13 protein-coding genes are annotated in these 16,577 nt (G+C 41.9%); 6 read left to right on the top strand and 7 right to left on the bottom strand.

Annotation, left to right across the window (positions count from 1 at the left end):
- Window positions 1–88: 88 nt before the first annotated feature.
- Entirely contained in the window at window positions 89–925 is an 837-nt protein-coding gene (locus Q7P68_RS07815; RefSeq protein ID WP_304224576.1) for a helix-turn-helix transcriptional regulator, read from the bottom strand.
- 93 nt (window positions 926–1,018) lie between these two features.
- Between Q7P68_RS07815 and Q7P68_RS07810 the strand changes: the two genes are divergently transcribed.
- Window positions 1,019–2,407, top strand: a complete 1,389-nt coding sequence (locus Q7P68_RS07810) for an MATE family efflux transporter (protein ID WP_304224574.1) — start codon at window positions 1,019–1,021, stop codon at window positions 2,405–2,407.
- Here the strand turns inward: Q7P68_RS07810 and Q7P68_RS07805 are convergent.
- Both Q7P68_RS07805 and Q7P68_RS07800 read right to left on the bottom strand, forming a co-directional pair.
- Window positions 2,399–3,514: a glycoside hydrolase family 88/105 protein gene (locus tag Q7P68_RS07805; protein ID WP_304224572.1), complete on the bottom strand. Its 1,116-nt coding sequence runs from the start codon at window positions 3,512–3,514 to the stop codon at window positions 2,399–2,401. The two genes, Q7P68_RS07810 and Q7P68_RS07805, sit on opposite strands and share 9 nt — an antisense overlap.
- A gap of 78 nt (window positions 3,515–3,592) precedes the next feature.
- The gene (locus Q7P68_RS07800; protein WP_304224571.1) at window positions 3,593–6,976 is read right to left on the bottom strand and encodes a substrate-binding domain-containing protein; all 3,384 of its coding nucleotides are present in this window, start codon (window positions 6,974–6,976) and stop codon (window positions 3,593–3,595) included.
- 125 nt (window positions 6,977–7,101) lie between these two features.
- Between Q7P68_RS07800 and Q7P68_RS07795 the strand changes: the two genes are divergently transcribed.
- From Q7P68_RS07795 to Q7P68_RS07785, 3 genes are read left to right on the top strand one after another with little or no spacing between them, the layout of a single operon-like run.
- Window positions 7,102–8,103 (top strand): bile acid:sodium symporter family protein, encoded by a 1,002-nt coding sequence (locus tag Q7P68_RS07795; RefSeq protein ID WP_304224570.1) that lies wholly within the window; start codon window positions 7,102–7,104, stop codon window positions 8,101–8,103.
- 48 nt (window positions 8,104–8,151) lie between these two features.
- Window positions 8,152–9,579 carry a glucuronate isomerase gene (gene uxaC, locus Q7P68_RS07790; RefSeq protein ID WP_304224568.1) on the top strand — a complete coding sequence of 476 codons (1,428 nt, stop codon included), beginning with the start codon at window positions 8,152–8,154 and terminating at the stop codon, window positions 9,577–9,579.
- Window positions 9,576–10,394, top strand: a complete 819-nt coding sequence (locus Q7P68_RS07785) for an IclR family transcriptional regulator (RefSeq protein ID WP_304224567.1) — start codon at window positions 9,576–9,578, stop codon at window positions 10,392–10,394. Before uxaC ends, Q7P68_RS07785 begins: the two co-directional genes overlap by 4 nt.
- Window positions 10,395–10,416: 22 nt before the next feature.
- Here Q7P68_RS07785 and kduD read toward each other — a convergent pair whose 3' ends face one another.
- Genes kduD through Q7P68_RS07770 form a run of 3 tightly spaced genes read right to left on the bottom strand, consistent with a single transcriptional unit; the run spans window position 10,417 to window position 13,089 of the window.
- A complete protein-coding gene (gene kduD / locus Q7P68_RS07780; RefSeq protein WP_304224565.1) occupies window positions 10,417–11,187 on the bottom strand; it encodes a 2-dehydro-3-deoxy-D-gluconate 5-dehydrogenase KduD in 771 nt (256 codons plus the stop codon).
- An 8-nt stretch (window positions 11,188–11,195) separates the two neighbouring features.
- Entirely contained in the window at window positions 11,196–12,032 is an 837-nt protein-coding gene (kduI, locus tag Q7P68_RS07775; RefSeq protein WP_304224564.1) for a 5-dehydro-4-deoxy-D-glucuronate isomerase, read from the bottom strand.
- 22 nt (window positions 12,033–12,054) lie between these two features.
- Entirely contained in the window at window positions 12,055–13,089 is a 1,035-nt protein-coding gene (locus Q7P68_RS07770; RefSeq protein ID WP_304224563.1) for a sugar kinase, read from the bottom strand.
- A gap of 119 nt (window positions 13,090–13,208) precedes the next feature.
- Between Q7P68_RS07770 and Q7P68_RS07765 the strand changes: the two genes are divergently transcribed.
- Window positions 13,209–14,165 carry a bifunctional 4-hydroxy-2-oxoglutarate aldolase/2-dehydro-3-deoxy-phosphogluconate aldolase gene (locus Q7P68_RS07765; RefSeq protein ID WP_304224561.1) on the top strand — a complete coding sequence of 319 codons (957 nt, stop codon included), beginning with the start codon at window positions 13,209–13,211 and terminating at the stop codon, window positions 14,163–14,165.
- Here the strand turns inward: Q7P68_RS07765 and Q7P68_RS07760 are convergent.
- The gene (locus tag Q7P68_RS07760; RefSeq protein WP_304224559.1) at window positions 14,147–15,550 is read right to left on the bottom strand and encodes a glycoside hydrolase family 28 protein; all 1,404 of its coding nucleotides are present in this window, start codon (window positions 15,548–15,550) and stop codon (window positions 14,147–14,149) included. The two genes, Q7P68_RS07765 and Q7P68_RS07760, sit on opposite strands and share 19 nt — an antisense overlap.
- Window positions 15,551–15,586: 36 nt before the next feature.
- Between Q7P68_RS07760 and Q7P68_RS07755 the strand changes: the two genes are divergently transcribed.
- Window positions 15,587–16,462: a sugar phosphate isomerase/epimerase family protein gene (locus Q7P68_RS07755; protein WP_304224557.1), complete on the top strand. Its 876-nt coding sequence runs from the start codon at window positions 15,587–15,589 to the stop codon at window positions 16,460–16,462.
- The last annotated feature ends 115 nt before the right edge of the window (window positions 16,463–16,577 follow it).

The raw sequence follows: 16,577 nt of genomic DNA, 5'->3' as shown, positions 1-16,577 counted from the left end.
ATGCATAGATGACTATTATAATTATATGTAACAATGCTATAAAATGCAGATTGTTTTTTGTACTTTTCCGACCATACTTTATATTGCTTTATCTTTTATAGGCAAGATTTGTCTTTTTTCTATATTTTAAGGGAAGTTGCCCAGTTATTTTTTTAAACATACGGCCGAACTGAGTTATACTGCCAAAGCCGCATTTTTCAGCTATACGATACACCGGTTCTCGAGTAGTAGCCAATAAGGTACATGCATGATTTATCCGTATATACGAAAGGTATTCTTTAAAATGTATTTGTGTTTCTTTATAAAAAAGCCGTGAAAAATAAGAGGGATTCAGCTGAATTTCCCGAGCAACTGCATTTAGATCAATTTGTTTTGAAAAATTGGTATTAACCCAATTAATTGCATATTCAACACTAGTATTTTCTGCCTTCCGATGCATATGGCCAATTGTTTGGTTTTCAGCACACCGTAATGTTCGTAATATGAGACTATTTATAAGGGACCATACGGTTTCAATATACCATGGCATTTTCTCGGTCAGCTCAGTCCCAATCTGATTAAAAAGAGCCTCGATTTCATATCTATTTTTTTCATCAAAATGAATAACCGGTTCATATTGATCAGCCCAGGCCTTAAATAAATGATAGCTCGAAGAAAATAAGGGATCATACTGATTCAGCACATAGAGATTGATTAACTCACAGAAATCGGCACCCCGATTTAGCCCTCTATGTAGTATTCCCGGAGGTATCAGCGCAATAGAACCTTCATTCATAGAATAGGTCTCACTCCGATGAAAAAAGGTACGTGATCCAGATGCTATATACAGAATCTCCCATGAATGGTGTACATGTCGTTCAGGGTTGTTACCAGCTTGATTTTTTTTAATAAACCGAAGATTACAGCTTTCGTCTTCTATACGCATATCTAGAGCAAACATGTCAATATATGAATACTTTTTTGAAATATTTGCAATATTTGCACATTATTTAAGTATAAAAATTGGTATAAAAGATCTATGCACCGACAGAATAAACATAAGAATTCCATTCGGCGAGAATTTATCCTTCATGGGAACCTCTGGACTATTATTTTTAATATTGGCTTACCATTAGTATTTTACAATAGTATTAGCCAGCTATTTGGAATAATTGATACATTAATTGCTGCTTCACTTGGTGCCCGAATCGTTTCGACTGTATCTTTTATTTCCCAGATTCAGTCACTTTTTGCTGCGGTAAGTGCCGGCCTTGGGGTTGGCGGTGGAGTCCTTATTGCTAAAAAAATTGGCAGTCAGGATTACCAGCATATGCAACGTTATATTGCAACCTTTTTATTTCTCATTACAGGTTTCATTATTCTAATACTTGTCACAGCTCTGCCGCTTGCACCTTGGATTCTGCAATTATTTAAAATACCTCAAGATCTATTGCATCCAGGGATTGAATTATTCCGACTTGAGCTTATCGGTCTAGTCTTTATCTTTATCAACACCTTTTATTTTACAATTGAACGTTCTTGGGGAAACTCAGAAACAATATTCTGGGTTAACACTTTGATTCTTATCATAAAGCTTGTTGCAACACTGATTTTTTTACATTACTTTCATTTAGGAGCTATATCTTTATCATTAGCATCCCTCGTTGCACAGGCGATTGTATCCATTATAGCGGTTCTATCTTTTATGAGAAACGAAGGGAAAAAAATAATTGGAATAATTAAAACAGAAGGTTTAAATTATGTTGCCGCTCACGAGATATTAACACTCTCACTACCTGTATTCCTTGAAAAATTTATTTTTAATTATGGAAAAGCAGTAGTTAATACCATGAGCGCCGCTTATGGCAGTATGGCAATTGGTGCTTTAGGTGTTTCTAATCGCATAGGGGGTATTGCAACAATGCCACCTATTGGATTCCAGGAAGCGGAAGCTACCATCATTAGCCAAAACCTTGGAAACCAAAATACAAAACGAGCGATAGAGGCTTATAAAATCACTTTTATTATTAATTTCATTTTTGGTCTTATTATTTTCTTTGCGATGAGTATCGGAAAAGATTGGCTTGTAAATCTTTTTGCAAAAGGTGACGTTACTTTTGCTAATGAGATAAGCCGAGTATATCAATATGAACGGTATGCATCAATTTTACTTGCTATCTCAAGTTCTGTTATGGGGTTATTATATGGTTTTGGATACACTCGAACTGCTATGATTTTAAATCTTCTTCGCCTTTTTGCATTTAGAATTCCTCCTCTATGGTATTTTCAGCATTTTACAAACTTAAAAACTGAGGGATTAGGACTCGCAATGATGATAAGTAATATGATGATGGGAGTCAGTGCATTAATAGTTGTTCAAATAATTATTTATAAATACAGAAAAACCGTGCAGTATGATTCACTGTAGTGCTGTGCCAGCAAGAATATATGGACCAACTCCTTTAAAATCATTTGCGATAACAGGCTCATTAATATAATAAGCATAGCTACCATCACGATATGGATTTCCTCCTAATCCTGCTACTTTGCAAATACCGTGAAGATTGACCGAACCATCATCTTCAAATTTAAGATATTTATTTGAGATCCCCCAAAATGTATCTTCTGCTACTACAAGTGGATTTACATATAGATCGATTTTCATCTTTGCAGCTTGGGCATATCCATAACAGAACATAGCCGAGCAGGAAGTCTCAAGGTAATTTCCGTTCTGATGGCCCCGATCTAATACCTGATACCACATTTTTTCATTAGAATCTTGGTACGTTACTAATGTATTCAATATTGTGCTGAATATATCAATTAATTCTTTTTTATTGTGGCCATTTATATTGTATGTATCCGGAAGCATTTCTAATATATCAGCCAGGGCCATTACATACCACCCCATTGCCCTTCCCCACATATGGGGAGATTGACCATTTGTTGGATCAGCCCATCGTTGAGATTTGCTTTCATCCCATGCATGTCTAAGGAGACCAGATTTTTCATCCCGTGTTTTGTTATAAATATGCACCATGTTACGAATCACTTCTTCTATAAGAAGTGGTTCATTTTTAATTAGCCCCCATTTTACCGCAAAGGGACCATACATATATAAACCATCCAACCATATCTGGTATGGATATATCTTTTTATGCCAATAACCACCGCTTATGGTTCTTGGCTGATTCACCAGCTGTTTTCGTAGACGTTCCGCTGCAAGTAAATATTTATTTATTCCTAGTTTTTCGTATATCAAAAGTAATACCTTGCCGGTATTTATTTGATCAAGATTATATTCATCCTCTTTATATCCTTTAATAGTTCCATCATGAGATACTAAGTAATCGGCATGTTCAATAACATAGGACAATAAATATTTATCATCAAGTTTATTTGCGAGTCTCCATAAAGATGATAAAAATAATCCTGTTTCATAATTCCATATTAAAGAACCTACAGGATTCCTTTTAATCTGTGATAGGGCAATAAGTTTAGATAACTCTATTGGTCTAAAATCTTGTATACTCATTACATCAAGTTCCTAAATTATAATTGTATTAATTCTATTATACATATACTAAAAAAAATAAAACGAAATATTTTTGTATTATTCCGACTTTCCTTCTGAACCTGATTTTCTAAAAACAAGAGGTGAAACACCTACCATTTTATGAAACACTCTGCAAAAGTAAGCCTGATCGCTGAACCCTGTTTTCGAGGCAATTTGAGCTATTGTCTCTGATGTAGTAAGCAAATAATGTTTAGATTGTGTAATTCTTAAACGAATTAAATAATCCCAAGGTGAAATGCTTAGTTCTTTTTTGAATATCCTTGTTAAATAATCTTCGTTTACAGAAACGTAATCTGCAAGTTTCCAGCGCATTATTTGCTGAGAAAGATGTTCATTAAGATAGTATAATGATTTTTTTACAATGATATTCGTATAAGATGATAGTATTTTTTTCCCTTCTACCACCTCATACAATAATGATTTAAGCTCAGTATTGTTATAAACACCATCATTAAATACAATAATATTATTTTCATCTTTAATACAATTTAAGTCTTGTTCACGAATTAAATGGGTAAAAATACCTATTATGGTAGGTCTAAAATTAACAGGGAATATTTTCTTTATACTCGATATTACCATCACGTTAATATCGAATAACATTACTGCATTAATCTTTAAACCCTTATTTACATAATCATTTATCTCTTCAATACTATTAAGAACCAACATATTAATTATTTCATTATTTGAAGATATAGCCATATACTTTTCTAAATGAGAAGCATTTTGATTAATAATAACAATATTGTATTCTTTGTGAGCATCAACATTTTTTCCAAAATAATTTGAAATATTTTTTACTCTCTTGTTACGAACTTCATCTCGTACAAGAAAAACAATTGGAATATTTTTAGCTATAGGATTATTCGATATATTATTTATAACACCAACAAGGGTATCCTTTGACTCATCTTGATCTAAAATTATCATTGCGGCATTCCTAAGCGCATTAAGATTTGAATAAATTGCAACGGGCGACAGAAATTGTATCCCATTTTTAATATCTGAAAACAATTCATTAACTGTTTTTACTTCTTTATCCGATTTAATATATATTATTTCTCCCTCTTTTACATTCAAATCAGCGTTTTCACCTACGGAACAGGGTAACGGAAGCTTCAGTAACCAGAATGCATAATCATCTGATCTATTCTCATACTCAAGTAAGCCACCATGGGCTGCAGCAAGCCGTTGCGCTAATAAAAGCGGTGGATCTAATGCTGGAAGTATTTGTGATTCATTTTTATTGACATTAAATATGCAAATAAAATAATTTCTATGTATTTTATATACGACATTGCTAATTTTATAATGGTTAAAAATAATTGCAAATATTTTTTTTAACTTATCTGGATCAACAAGCAAGAGCGGAAGATCATATTGTGGAACTATTATACATTTTACAGCATCATTTTTTGAAACTTCTTTAAGTATATATTTTATCGGAATAAGATAGGTATCAAGCTCAAGGTCTCCAGCCTCAGTTTTAGCTAATTCAATAATATCTTGTGAATATAATAATTGTTTTACAGATAATAATTTTAAAGCTTTTATTTTATTTATTATATTTTTATTGAACGTTCCGTTTATACTTACTTCAATGTCATGGGTAATCTCGGCAATCTGTTGCAAAGGTCTAAAGAATACGATGCTTATATTTTCTAAAAATTTTGATTTTATTTTTTCTGCAGTTTCAGCCTGAGATTGTGCTTTCCGAATTAGATCTATAGCTTGTAGATTCAGTATACAATTAGACACTGCTACTCGAATCTCTTCATAAATTGTCCCTACCGGAAATCCCAAACTAAGTACAATCCAACCAAGGAACGTTTTTTTTGCACACAATGGTTCAACAATCCATACGGTACCTGGCTTGGATTGAAATACTGAACTAGGAACAAGTTCACCTTGTTCACATAACAAGGGTTTATCAAATGAAAAAATCGTACTTTCACCAAATCCAGCTATCAGTTCATACAAATCTTCTTTTTGTCTTTTCTCGACAATATAGGCTGATGAAATATTAAGCAATGGCAGCCATCTTGCAACAATAGTAGATATTTCATGTCGGTTTTGAACATTAATAAGACTCTTTTCCAGGTCTCGTATAATAGTCCATTGTTTTTCAGACATCCACTGTTGCATCTGCTGAACCCGAACAACCGCATCTGCCACAATAAGTCGGGCTTGATCTAGCAATAAAATCGCCCTTTCACGTAATGTTTCAGGCAGCAAATTTTTTGTTTTATACATAATTGATGAAATTACATCCTGCCATAGGGCAATATTGTATTTTTTTTCTATTAGAACATTTAGAATTGATGAAAATTCCTTAAAAAAAACATCTGTATTTTTAGTTACACTTACAAAGAATGAATCTGCTATTATTTCCGGCCCGTCTTTTCCAAAAAAATATCCATCTATTTCTAATTTTATTACTTTCTTTGCCTTTTCAATCTGTTCATCTATATTCTCACAAGTTTCTGAATTATCGAAGCCTGTACCAAAACAAGATAATTTTCCCACATCATTTACAAGAGAGCATCCGCAAGAATTCCGAATAACAAGTCGGCCTTCGAGAATCTTATCACTTACAGCCTTTTGCCCGTTTAGCACTTTTATGAGATCTCGAAAAGCTGTTAATGCCTGTTCTTCAAAGGGGAGACGAACCGTGGTAAAGGATGGGACAGCAATACGGCTTTCAATCGAGTCATTAAACCCAGCAATTCCTATATCCTGAGGAATCTGGACACCCCGTTCAAGAAGAACTTGTAGTGCATCATACAATTGCATATCACTGGCTGCTACTAGGGCATCAAAATCTTTTCCTGGAATTAGTGCACGCTCTATTATCAATTCTTCTATAGCACGAGCTCCTTCATTCCATGCATGAGGAGAAGAAATAAGTCTTTCGTCGAGCTTTATACCCTTTTGTATAAAATAATTTTTAAACGCACGAAAACGATCCTGAGCTGATTTGTGTTCAATCGGACCTTGCAGATATGCGATTTTTTTGTATCCATGTTTGAGATATAGATGGTCCAGCAAAGGATACATTCCATGATAAGCATCGATCTCAACATTGGGAACCCCTGGTATTGCATGTGCCATGGTAACCAAGGGAATTGAATCGAATTCTTTTTTATGAAAATTAGTCAATTCCTGCATTGAAACAAAACCGCCAAGGCTGGAAGCCCAGCTTATAATTCCATCAACATGGGTTGCTACGTATTTATAGATAGTGTTCTTTAAGGTCTCTTCTGGATCAGTAGCATTCAACCGCCCTCCAGGAAACAAATACAGTTCTGCGGATACTTTTTTAACTTCATCGATAAGTGGAGGCCACAACTTAAGAGCAGCCCCAGAATGAATATTTGCGAGCAGGAAACCAATTCTTCTATTATTTTTACAACCCACTATGATACCCCTTAATATTTTGGAACAATATTTTAATTTTGACAATAGATAATTTAATCTATAGCCTTGACTTTATACAGAAAGCCCGTAATATTGAAACAATATTTCATTTACAAGGATATCATATGATATCGGCTGGAAAACACAGCGTACAAAAATGGTTTAGCACCTTAAATGGTATCTTAGACAAAACCATGCCCCTGCTTACACCAGTCGGAGTCTCTGCTGGTTATCTGTTTCCAGATGCTTTCATTATTCTTAAACCCTATGTCCCGGTATTATTTGGGTTTATGACCCTCTCAGGGGCTTTGAAACTCCGGTTTTCACAGATGAAAGAGACTATTAAAAATCCCCTCCCTATTCTCATTTTTTTTATCACCGCTCATATTATTATGCCCGGTCTCGCGCTCCTCTTGGGAAGTATTTGGAATCCCCTGGATCATGAAATAACCGCAGGTTTCATACTCCTTTTTGCGATCCCTACGGCAGTCTCAGGTTTTATCTGGAATTCAATCTTTTCAGGACACGGAGCACTATCACTGAGTCTCATTCTGTTTGATACCCTATTAGCGCCATTTTTGGTTCCATTTACAGTAACCCAGTTATTAGGAACTGCAGTACATATCGATAGCCGGGGAATGATGCTTTCTTTATCCGGAATGGTAGTGGTTCCCACCATAATAGGTGTTTGGCTGAATGAACTCAGTCAAGGCCGTATTCCCGCTCGGACGAGCCCATTGTTGGGAGTATTTTCCAAGTTATTTTTGCTCCTTGTCATTGCTGCAAACACTTCTGCCGTTGCTCCAAAAGTAGATCTATTCCAGAAAAGTCTATGGATCATTGCTTTACAGGGAATATTTTTGAGCTTAGTTGGATTTTTATTAGGTAAGATTGCCGGTATTGTCGGAAAATGTGAAACCCCGGTAGAACGGACGCTTGTTTTTTCAGTCGGACTGCGAAATATTAGCGCAGCGGCGACCCTTGCCATTGCTTTTTTCCCAGAAAAAGCTGCAGTACCCGCAATTTTAGGCATGATTTTTCAGCAAACCCTTGCGGCGATTTCTGGCAGAGTGCTATTAGGTTCTCCGGACAATATACGACAACAGCAGGACAAAAATCTGTTATGAATATCATTCACCGATTATACTGTAACCAATCCATGCGAGGAGACTGCCATGAAACCATTTATGGACAAGGATTTTCTGCTTACCACCGAGACGAGTAGACGGCTCTATCACGAGGTGGCCGTTCATCAACCTATTTTTGATTACCATTGCCATCTTAATCCCCGGGAGATAGCCGAAAACAAACGGTTCACGAATCTTGCTGAGGTGTGGCTTGGCGGGGATCATTACAAGTGGCGTGCCATGAGATCCAACGGCATACCGGAAACCTATATAACAGGATCAGCTGAAGCCTACGATAAATTCCTTGCCTGGGCAAGGACCGTTCCCTACCTGGTGGGAAATCCGCTCTACCATTGGACACACCTCGAATTACAGCGCTATTTTAACATACATGAGGTTTTGAACGAAGAAACTGCGCCCCTCATCTGGAAAGAGGCAAACCGGCAGCTTGCGGAACGGTCTGAGCTGTCAGTACATGGCATCTTTAAGCAATTCAATGTCTTTGCGGTGGGAACTACCGACGATCCTGCGGACAGCCTCGAGTGGCACAAAGCTATCGGTAAGGCACAAGACACGGAGACTAAAGTACTGCCTTCCTTTAGACCCGACAAGGCACTCAATATACACCTCGCAGGCTTTGCAGAATATATCAGAAAACTTTCAGATGCGACAAAAAAGCCAATAAAGAGCATTCTGGATCTTCGCGAAGTGTTATCTGACCGTATTACCTATTTTAACAGCTTAGGATGCCGAGCATCAGACCATGCCCTGGAATACCCTCCCTTCGCAGTGGCAGAAAACGGCGCAACCGGCGCTGAGTGGGAACGAGAAGTAAACCAGGTCTTCACTAAAGCCCTGAATGGAAATCCAATCAGCCAGCAAGAGGCTGACTCGTACCGGACCTACCTCCTCCTGTTCCTTGCTGGAGAGTATAAAAGAAATGGCTGGGCCATGCAGCTCCATTTGGCAGCTATCCGAAACAACAATGCTGTTAAATTTGACAGCCTCGGACCGGACACCGGCTTTGATGCTGTTCATGACCATCATATTGCGGCTAACCTTTCAAAGCTCTTAGACCTCATGGAAAGCCGGAAGGCCCTCCCTAAAACGATCCTTTACAGCCTGAACCCCAAGGACTATTATGTACTCGGAACCCTCATGGGATGCTTCCAGGGGGATGAAATTCCTGGTAAGATACAGCTTGGATCCGCCTGGTGGTTCTGCGACCACAGGGATGGTATGGAAGAACAGATGAAAATTCTGGGGAATCTTGGCCTCTTGCCCCGTTTTATTGGCATGCTGACCGATTCCCGCAGCTTCCTCTCCTATCCGCGGCATGAATATTTCCGCAGGATCCTCTGCAACCTGATCGGGTCCTGGGCGGAAGCGGGGGAAATCCCCAATGAGCCCTCACTCCTGGATCGCATTGTTGCAGATATATCCTTTAGGAATGCGGAGCGTTATTTTTCGGCATGAGTGCACCAAAACGAATCAGCGCTGTCGACCGGACCTTTACAATTTTAAATACCCTGTCGTCGGTGTCGGGTATAAATCTGGAAGATCTGGCAAAAAAGACAAAACTTGCAAAACCAACGGTATACCGCTTTTTGCAAACTTTAAAAGAATTGGGTTATGTAAAAAAGGACGAAGGAGACCGCTGGTTTTTAACCCTGAAACTTTTTAGTTTAGGAGCCAGGGCGCTGGATCACATTGATATACCCTCAGTCTCCCGGCCCATTGCGGAGCGGCTTTCCGCCGATCTGGGGGAAACGGTGCACATGGGGGTCTTGGACGAGAACGATGCCATTTATATCCTCAAGATTGAGTCAAAATATACTATCCGCATGTATTCCCGGCTTGGTAAACGGATTCCCCTGTACTGCACAGCCATTGGGAAAACCTTGCTTGCCTATATGGACAAGGACGAACAAAAGGAACATATCTCCCGGCTTTCCCTGGTACCCTTTACGCCCCATACTATAAAAAACAAGACGAGTCTCGAGTTGGAACTGCATGACATTGCCCTGAGCGGTATTGCTGCTGACCGGGAGGAACATGAGGAAGGTATAACCTGTCTCGCAGCGCCGGTCTTCAATTATGAAGGCAAGGCGGTAGCCGCCATCAGCGTATCCTGGCCTATATTCCGCTTCAAAGAAGAAAAAAAAGCTATGTATATCGAAAGAATACAAGCAGCTGCTGCCGAGATATCAGCAATTTTAGGCTGGGAACAGCCATTCGCAGGAACAGCTGCCCCGGGGCAAAAAACCCGCCGGGGACAGAGCCTCAGCTAAGTCTCCCTCAGCTTTTGCTCCTTCAGCGGGCCAGCCAGCCCCCGTCTACCGCGAGGGTAGTACCATTCACATAATCCGAAGCGGGAGAAGCAAGGTACACCACCGCCCCTGCGAGGTCTTCCGGCTTTCCCCAGCGGCCTGCAGGAATCCGTTCCAGAATCGCCCTGCTCCGCTCAGGATCCTCCCGGAGCTGCACAGTAATATCTGTTGCCATATAGCCCGGTGCAATTGCATTCACGTTAATGCCATATTTCGCCCATTCGTTGGCAAGCAGCATAGTAAGACCCCGGACACCGAATTTGCTTGCCGTATAGGAAGGTACCCGGATGCCGCCCTGAAAACTCAACAGGGACCCCACATTAACAATTTTACCCGGCTTTTTCTGGGCCACAAAATGCCGGGCTGCGGCCTGGCACAGGAAAAAGAGAGTTTTCAGGTTAATCGACATAACCTCGTCCCAGTCATCTTCAGAAAACTCAAGGGGATCATTCCGTTTAATAATCCCCGCATTGTTTACTAAAATGTCGATCCGCCCATACGCATCAAGGGCGGTCTGAATAATGTTTTGTATGGGCTTGGTAGACCTAAGATCCGCCGAAACATAAACAAATTTCCGGCCCGCAGCCTCTACAGCAGCCTTCGTTTCCGCTGCTTCAGATGAAAAGCTCACCCCCACTATATCTGCACCACTCTCGGCAAGGGCGGTCGCCATCCGCTGGCCCAGCCCTTTATGGCAGCCGGTAACAATCGCAACCTTTCCATCCAATCGGAAAGATTCTAATATTCCGCCCATATCCCCTCCTAGCGTAAATCCTCTGGTTTTACAAAATCCATATCATCAAAATTCTGGTTTTCCCCTGCCATCCCCCAGATAAAGGTATATTGTCCCGTTCCGACCCCAGAGTGGATGGACCAACTCGGAGATATTACCGCCTGCTCATTCGCCACCACAAGATGCCGGGTCTCAGAGGGTTCACCGAAAAAGTGGAACACCCTGGTATCGCTGACCATATCAAAATAGAAATACACTTCCATCCGCCTTTCATGGGTGTGACAGGGCATCGTATTCCAGACACTGCCCTTTTCAAGGACCGTCATCCCCATAACTAGCTGGCAGCTCTTGCAGACCGCAGGATGCACATATTGATAGATGGTCCGTTCGTTCGATGTCTCCTGGCTGCCAAGTCTGCGGGGATTCGCCTGCTTTTGTTCAATCCGTACTGTCGGATATGCTTGATGAGCCGGCGAACTTACTACATAAAACTTAGCAGGCAGCGAGGGATCTTCGGAAGCAAAGCTCACATCCTTCGTTCCCATACCGATATATAGTCCATCACCCTTCTTAAGGGTATAGCTCCGTCCGTCAGCGGTGACCGTACCAGTCCCACCAATATTGATGCAGCCCAGTTCCCTGCGTTCAAGGAAGAAACTACTCCCAAGCTCTTTGCCCGCTTCAAGACTGAGGGCCCTTCCCGTCGGCATAGCTCCTCCAAAAATGACCCGATCCTGATGCGTATAGGTCAGCTGCAGTTTCCCAGGCACGAACACAGCCTCCACCAAAAAGTGTTTCCGCTGTGTTTCCGTATCATAATACTTTGCATCTTCTGGATGGTTCGAATATCGAACATGTAATTCCATAGTAGACTCCTCTGCGTACTTTTTAGCGCTGAACCCGGCCTGAGCCATCCCCTTTAAGAAGCTGCTCCACTTCAGCAAGGGTCACCAGATTAAAATCGCCGATTACTGAATGCTTCAGGGCCGATGCGGCTGCAGCAAACTCCAAAGCTCTTTGTTCATCCCCAGAAAAATTAAGTAACCCGTATATGAGTCCTGCAGAAAAACTGTCTCCGCCGCCAACCCTGTCGACAATGTCGGTTATTTCGTATGAACGAGATTGATAGAATCCAGTTTTACCGTGCAGCACCGCAGACCATCCATTGTAATCCGCCGAATGGCTCTCCCGGAGGGTAATCGCAACCGTGTGAACAGAAGGAAACGCTTCCTTAACCTGAACAGCCAGTGTTCGATAGACTTCCTTGTCCAAAACACCGGTTTTTACATCAATTTGATGAGCTTTGATATCCAAACTAGCCTGGATATCTTCCTCATTGGCAATAATAACGTCCGCGTAGGCCGCCAATTGCCGCATGATCTGCGGAGCACTCACCCCATAGTTCCATAATTTTTTCCGATAGTTGAGGTCTATCGACACTTGTAGACCTGAAACTTTTGCTTGTTGCATTGCTTCCAAAGCAGTATCCGCTGCAGATTGCGAAAGGGCTGGAGTAATCCCCGTGATATGGAACCAGGAGGCCCCAGAAAAAATACGAAGCCAGTCAAAATCACCGGCTTGGACACGGGAAATGCAGGATCCCTCACGATCATACACAACGTTGGAAGGCCGCTGGTTTGCTCCCGCTTCAAGAAAATAGATCCCCATGCGGCCGCTTGTCCGTTTTATCATGCTTGTATCGACCCCATATTTTCGTAGCTCCTGAACCACAGCATTCCCAAGAGGATTATCCGGCAGGGCAGTAACAAAAGCCGCAGATTCTCCAAAAAGAGCCAGAGAGACCGCCACATTTGCTTCCCCTCCGCCAAAACGTGCTTCGAGTACCGGAGATTGAAAGAGCCGTTCATGGTCCGGAGATTTTAAACGAAGCATGATTTCGCCAAAGCTTATGATCCGATGCATTTCATTCCTCCTCAAGTCCGACTTTTATTATACACTACTGGATTTTTTCGTCAATTATTTTTGAAACATTATTCCATTTTTTATTTTTATATGCTATAGTGTGCATGGAGGTAAATACCATGGAATCGGTGTTTGAAAAGATACAAGACATTGGCCTCGTGCCTGTTATTACCATAGAAGACCCTAAAAAAGCGGTTCCGTTAGGAAGGGCTTTAATCGCTGGCGGCATCCCCGTGGCAGAAATTACCTTCCGCACCCTGCCTGCGGAAGAATCCATACGCCGGCTTCATGCTGAATGCCCAGAGCTTATCGTCGGTGCAGGAACTATTATCAACCGTAATCTGGCCGAACGGGCTCGGAATGCGGGAGCCCAGTTCGTCGTTTCGCCGGGCTTTAATGCTTCGACCATTGAATATTGCCGCAGTCAGGGTTTACCCATTATTCCTGGCGCGAACAATCCATCAATTATAGAAGCTGGGCTCGAGTTGGGAATTGAGACCTTTAAGTTTTTCCCCGCAGAGGCATCTGGGGGACCGGCTATGGTAAAATCACTCTCTGCTCCCTTTAGCTCCATCAAATTTGTGCCCACCGGAGGAATCGATCTAGAGAATATAGGTTCCTATGCAAGAATACCTTCGGTCGCAGCCATCGGCGGGTCCTGGATGGTCAAAGAAGATTTAATAGCCAACGAACAATGGGATAAAATCACCGCCCTGTGCATACAGTCCCGGCTCGCACTGCAGGGCTTTGCCTTTGCCCATATAGGCATTAACGAAACAAGCGATGCGGAAGCACAGACAACCGCATCATTCTTTAACAACCTGGGTTTTACAATAAGAGAAGGCACATCATCCATTTTTTCAGGTCAATCACTGGAAATCATGAAAAGTCCAGGCAGAGGCACAAAGGGGCATCTCGCGCTGAGCTGCAACAATGTTGAACGGGCCCTCACCTATCTTGGTCAGTTTGGATTCGCCGGTGTAGAAGAAACTGCAAAATACGAAAAAGGCCGATTAAAGGTCATTTACCTCGACAAAGAAATAGGCGGCTTTGCAGTTCATTTAGTAAAAAATTGATAGCGGGAAACACCATCCTCCAGTAGCAGGGCATCCTTAAGTTCATTGCTTTTTTCCGGGAAGTTGACCGTGATTCTAGAGAGGGTAAGCCCGTTTACATTTCGTATTCGGATCCCTCTGCCCCGCGGTTCTGGCAAGCCCCGGTACATGGCAGCTTCGCTTGATGGAACCGACCGATCCGATGATAAAGAAAATGAGCTGTCTGATATACGAACACCTTCTATAGGTTGTTCAGGGAGGCCAACGATAAAAGCTGCTGCGGCTTTACAATCAACAGCTTCAAGATGGGAAATCTCAATTCGGCGCATACGAGGCGTCGTGGATTCTATCGGTTGCGGTGTAAGGCTAAATACCGGAGAATCTGAAGTAGGTCCCCCAGGGCCATAGTAACAGTTCAGTACAACTGGGCAGATAACACCTTCCATACGGCAATTGCTAAGACTGATATCTTCTATTACACCTCCACGGCCCCGACGGGTCTTAATCCGCAAGCCCCGGTCGGTCCCTTTCATGTTACAGTTTTTAATACGCACATCCCTCACACCGCCGGCAGTTTCACTACCAATCACAACGCCACCATGGCCGCCTCTCATAGAGCATCCCTGTATCTTTATATGTTCTGTGGGTCTTCCGACCCGCAGGCCATCCTCACCAGCTCCTGATTTTAGACCAAGGCAGTCATCTCCAACATCAAAAGAACAACCCTCTATGGTAACATCTATACAGGAATCTATATTTAACCCGTCTGTATTTGGTCCCTCATGGGGATTGATAAACTGTGCGTTCACCACATGTATATTACGAGAGTACACTAAATGGGTGTTCCAAAAAGGTGAATTTTGCAGGGTAAGTTCCCGTATTTCTATATCTGAGCAATGTAAGAATTGTACGAGGGGAGGTCTTAAAAATTGAATTTCCCTGCCACCGCCACCGGACGGTTGTTCCCGATAGCCCGGATTCAGTGCCGCAAACTGAAGCTCAACCGGATGGATCGGTACGGACCGTTTTTCTGCCTTTGCCTGTCTTAGCATATTCCACCAGGGTTGCCCGTTTCCGTCGATAGTTCCAGAACCGCTTAGAATAATATGATGACTGTTTTGTGCAAACAAAAGCGGATGCATCGCCCAGCATTCAACCCCTTCCCAGCGGGTCCATACTGGAGGATACCGTTCTAGATCAAAAATGAAAGAAAGGGTCGCATCCTTTTCAATATGAACATGGACGTTTGAACGAAGTTTGAGGGGCCCCGAGTAAAAAACACCTTCTTTTAAAAGTACCTGTCCGCCTCCCAGCAGAGAAATTTTGTCGAGCGCGGATTGAAGATTCACCGTATCGTCATAAAGATTTTTATCATTAGCCTCGTGTCCAGAAAGTGCTATTACCATATTCCCAACCTTTCAAAATCAATATATAGTGATTCCATGATAACTATTGGAGCCAGGGCTCACGATTTCGGGCGGCTGCCTGCTGAGATTTTGGCAAACCGTATCGCCGAAACAGGGGTCCAGTGTATTCAGCTTGCAATCTCAAAAGCCTTGCCCGATGCACCGCGTTATCCTGCGGATATTGATGTACATGCCGTAACCAAAGCGTTTGAGCAGCATCAAATTGGTATTGCTGTACTGGGCTGTTATATTAATCCGGTTCATCCAGACCCCGAAACTCGAGAGCAGGAATTGACCCGGTTCGAACAACATATCCAAGCTGCACCGGAGTTTCACTGCACTATCGTGGGAACAGAAACTGGCTCCCGCAATCCTGACTGTTCCTTTCATCCTGATACCGCAACAGAAGCTACCTACGAGCTATTTTGTGAATCGGTACACCGTCTTGTAAGAAGGGCAGAACAAATAGCCGCTCATTCCCAACCTGTTATCATCGGTATTGAACCAGTGGCAGATACCCACACAATTTCTTCTCCCCGTTTGATGCAACGGCTTCTTAAAGACATTGATTCTCCCTCTTTGGGAGTCATCTTTGACCCGGTCAATCTGATAGGAAAAACCGGTGTGGTTAGCCAAGACAGTTTCCTTGATGACTGTTTTGCCTCCTTTGGAGCACATATCGTGGCTATCCATGCAAAAGATTACCGGATAACCGAAGGCAGCTGCGGTCCGATTAAATCCAAGTCACTCCCTGCTGGAACAGGAGACCTCGACTGGTTGGGTCTGTTCCGCCGGCTGAGATCCATCGGCAAAACTGATATTCCTGTTTTGCTCGAAGATCTGCAGCCCAAAGAAATTCCCGCCACTAAATCAAGAATTCTTGACCTTTGGAATCAGTCCGCTCTGCACTAAGTCTTTTGCCGCCTTACCTATCATAGCCATGTATTTGCAGGAATGAATCGACCAAATTTTTAACTATTCCGACCTATTACATCTACTTTGATTAGGTTGACATTTTTACATTTCT

It is taken from the genome of Gracilinema caldarium (assembly GCF_029265695.1).
Classification (GTDB): Bacteria; Spirochaetota; Spirochaetia; order Treponematales; family Breznakiellaceae; genus Gracilinema; species Gracilinema caldarium_A.
This window is presented reverse-complemented; position numbering and strand designations above follow the sequence as displayed.

Bases quoted from the DNA above. Each gene is read 5' to 3' on its own strand.
- kduI (WP_304224564.1), bottom strand. From the start codon at position 12,032: ATGGAATTACATGTTCGATATTCGAACCATCCAGAAGATGCAAAGTAT.
- Q7P68_RS07815 (WP_304224576.1), bottom strand. From the start codon at position 925: ATGCGTATAGAAGACGAAAGCTGTAATCTTCGGTTTATTAAAAAAAAT.
- Q7P68_RS07810 (WP_304224574.1), top strand. From the start codon at position 1,019: ATGCACCGACAGAATAAACATAAGAATTCCATTCGGCGAGAATTTATC.
- kduD (WP_304224565.1), bottom strand. From the start codon at position 11,187: ATGGGCGGAATATTAGAATCTTTCCGATTGGATGGAAAGGTTGCGATT.
- uxaC (WP_304224568.1), top strand. From the start codon at position 8,152: ATGAAACCATTTATGGACAAGGATTTTCTGCTTACCACCGAGACGAGT.
- Q7P68_RS07760 (WP_304224559.1), bottom strand. From the start codon at position 15,550: ATGGTAATAGCACTTTCTGGACACGAGGCTAATGATAAAAATCTTTAT.
- Q7P68_RS07795 (WP_304224570.1), top strand. From the start codon at position 7,102: ATGATATCGGCTGGAAAACACAGCGTACAAAAATGGTTTAGCACCTTA.
- Q7P68_RS07755 (WP_304224557.1), top strand. From the start codon at position 15,587: ATGATAACTATTGGAGCCAGGGCTCACGATTTCGGGCGGCTGCCTGCT.
- Q7P68_RS07805 (WP_304224572.1), bottom strand. From the start codon at position 3,514: ATGAGTATACAAGATTTTAGACCAATAGAGTTATCTAAACTTATTGCC.
- Q7P68_RS07785 (WP_304224567.1), top strand. From the start codon at position 9,576: ATGAGTGCACCAAAACGAATCAGCGCTGTCGACCGGACCTTTACAATT.
- Q7P68_RS07770 (WP_304224563.1), bottom strand. From the start codon at position 13,089: ATGCATCGGATCATAAGCTTTGGCGAAATCATGCTTCGTTTAAAATCT.
- Q7P68_RS07765 (WP_304224561.1), top strand. From the start codon at position 13,209: ATGGAATCGGTGTTTGAAAAGATACAAGACATTGGCCTCGTGCCTGTT.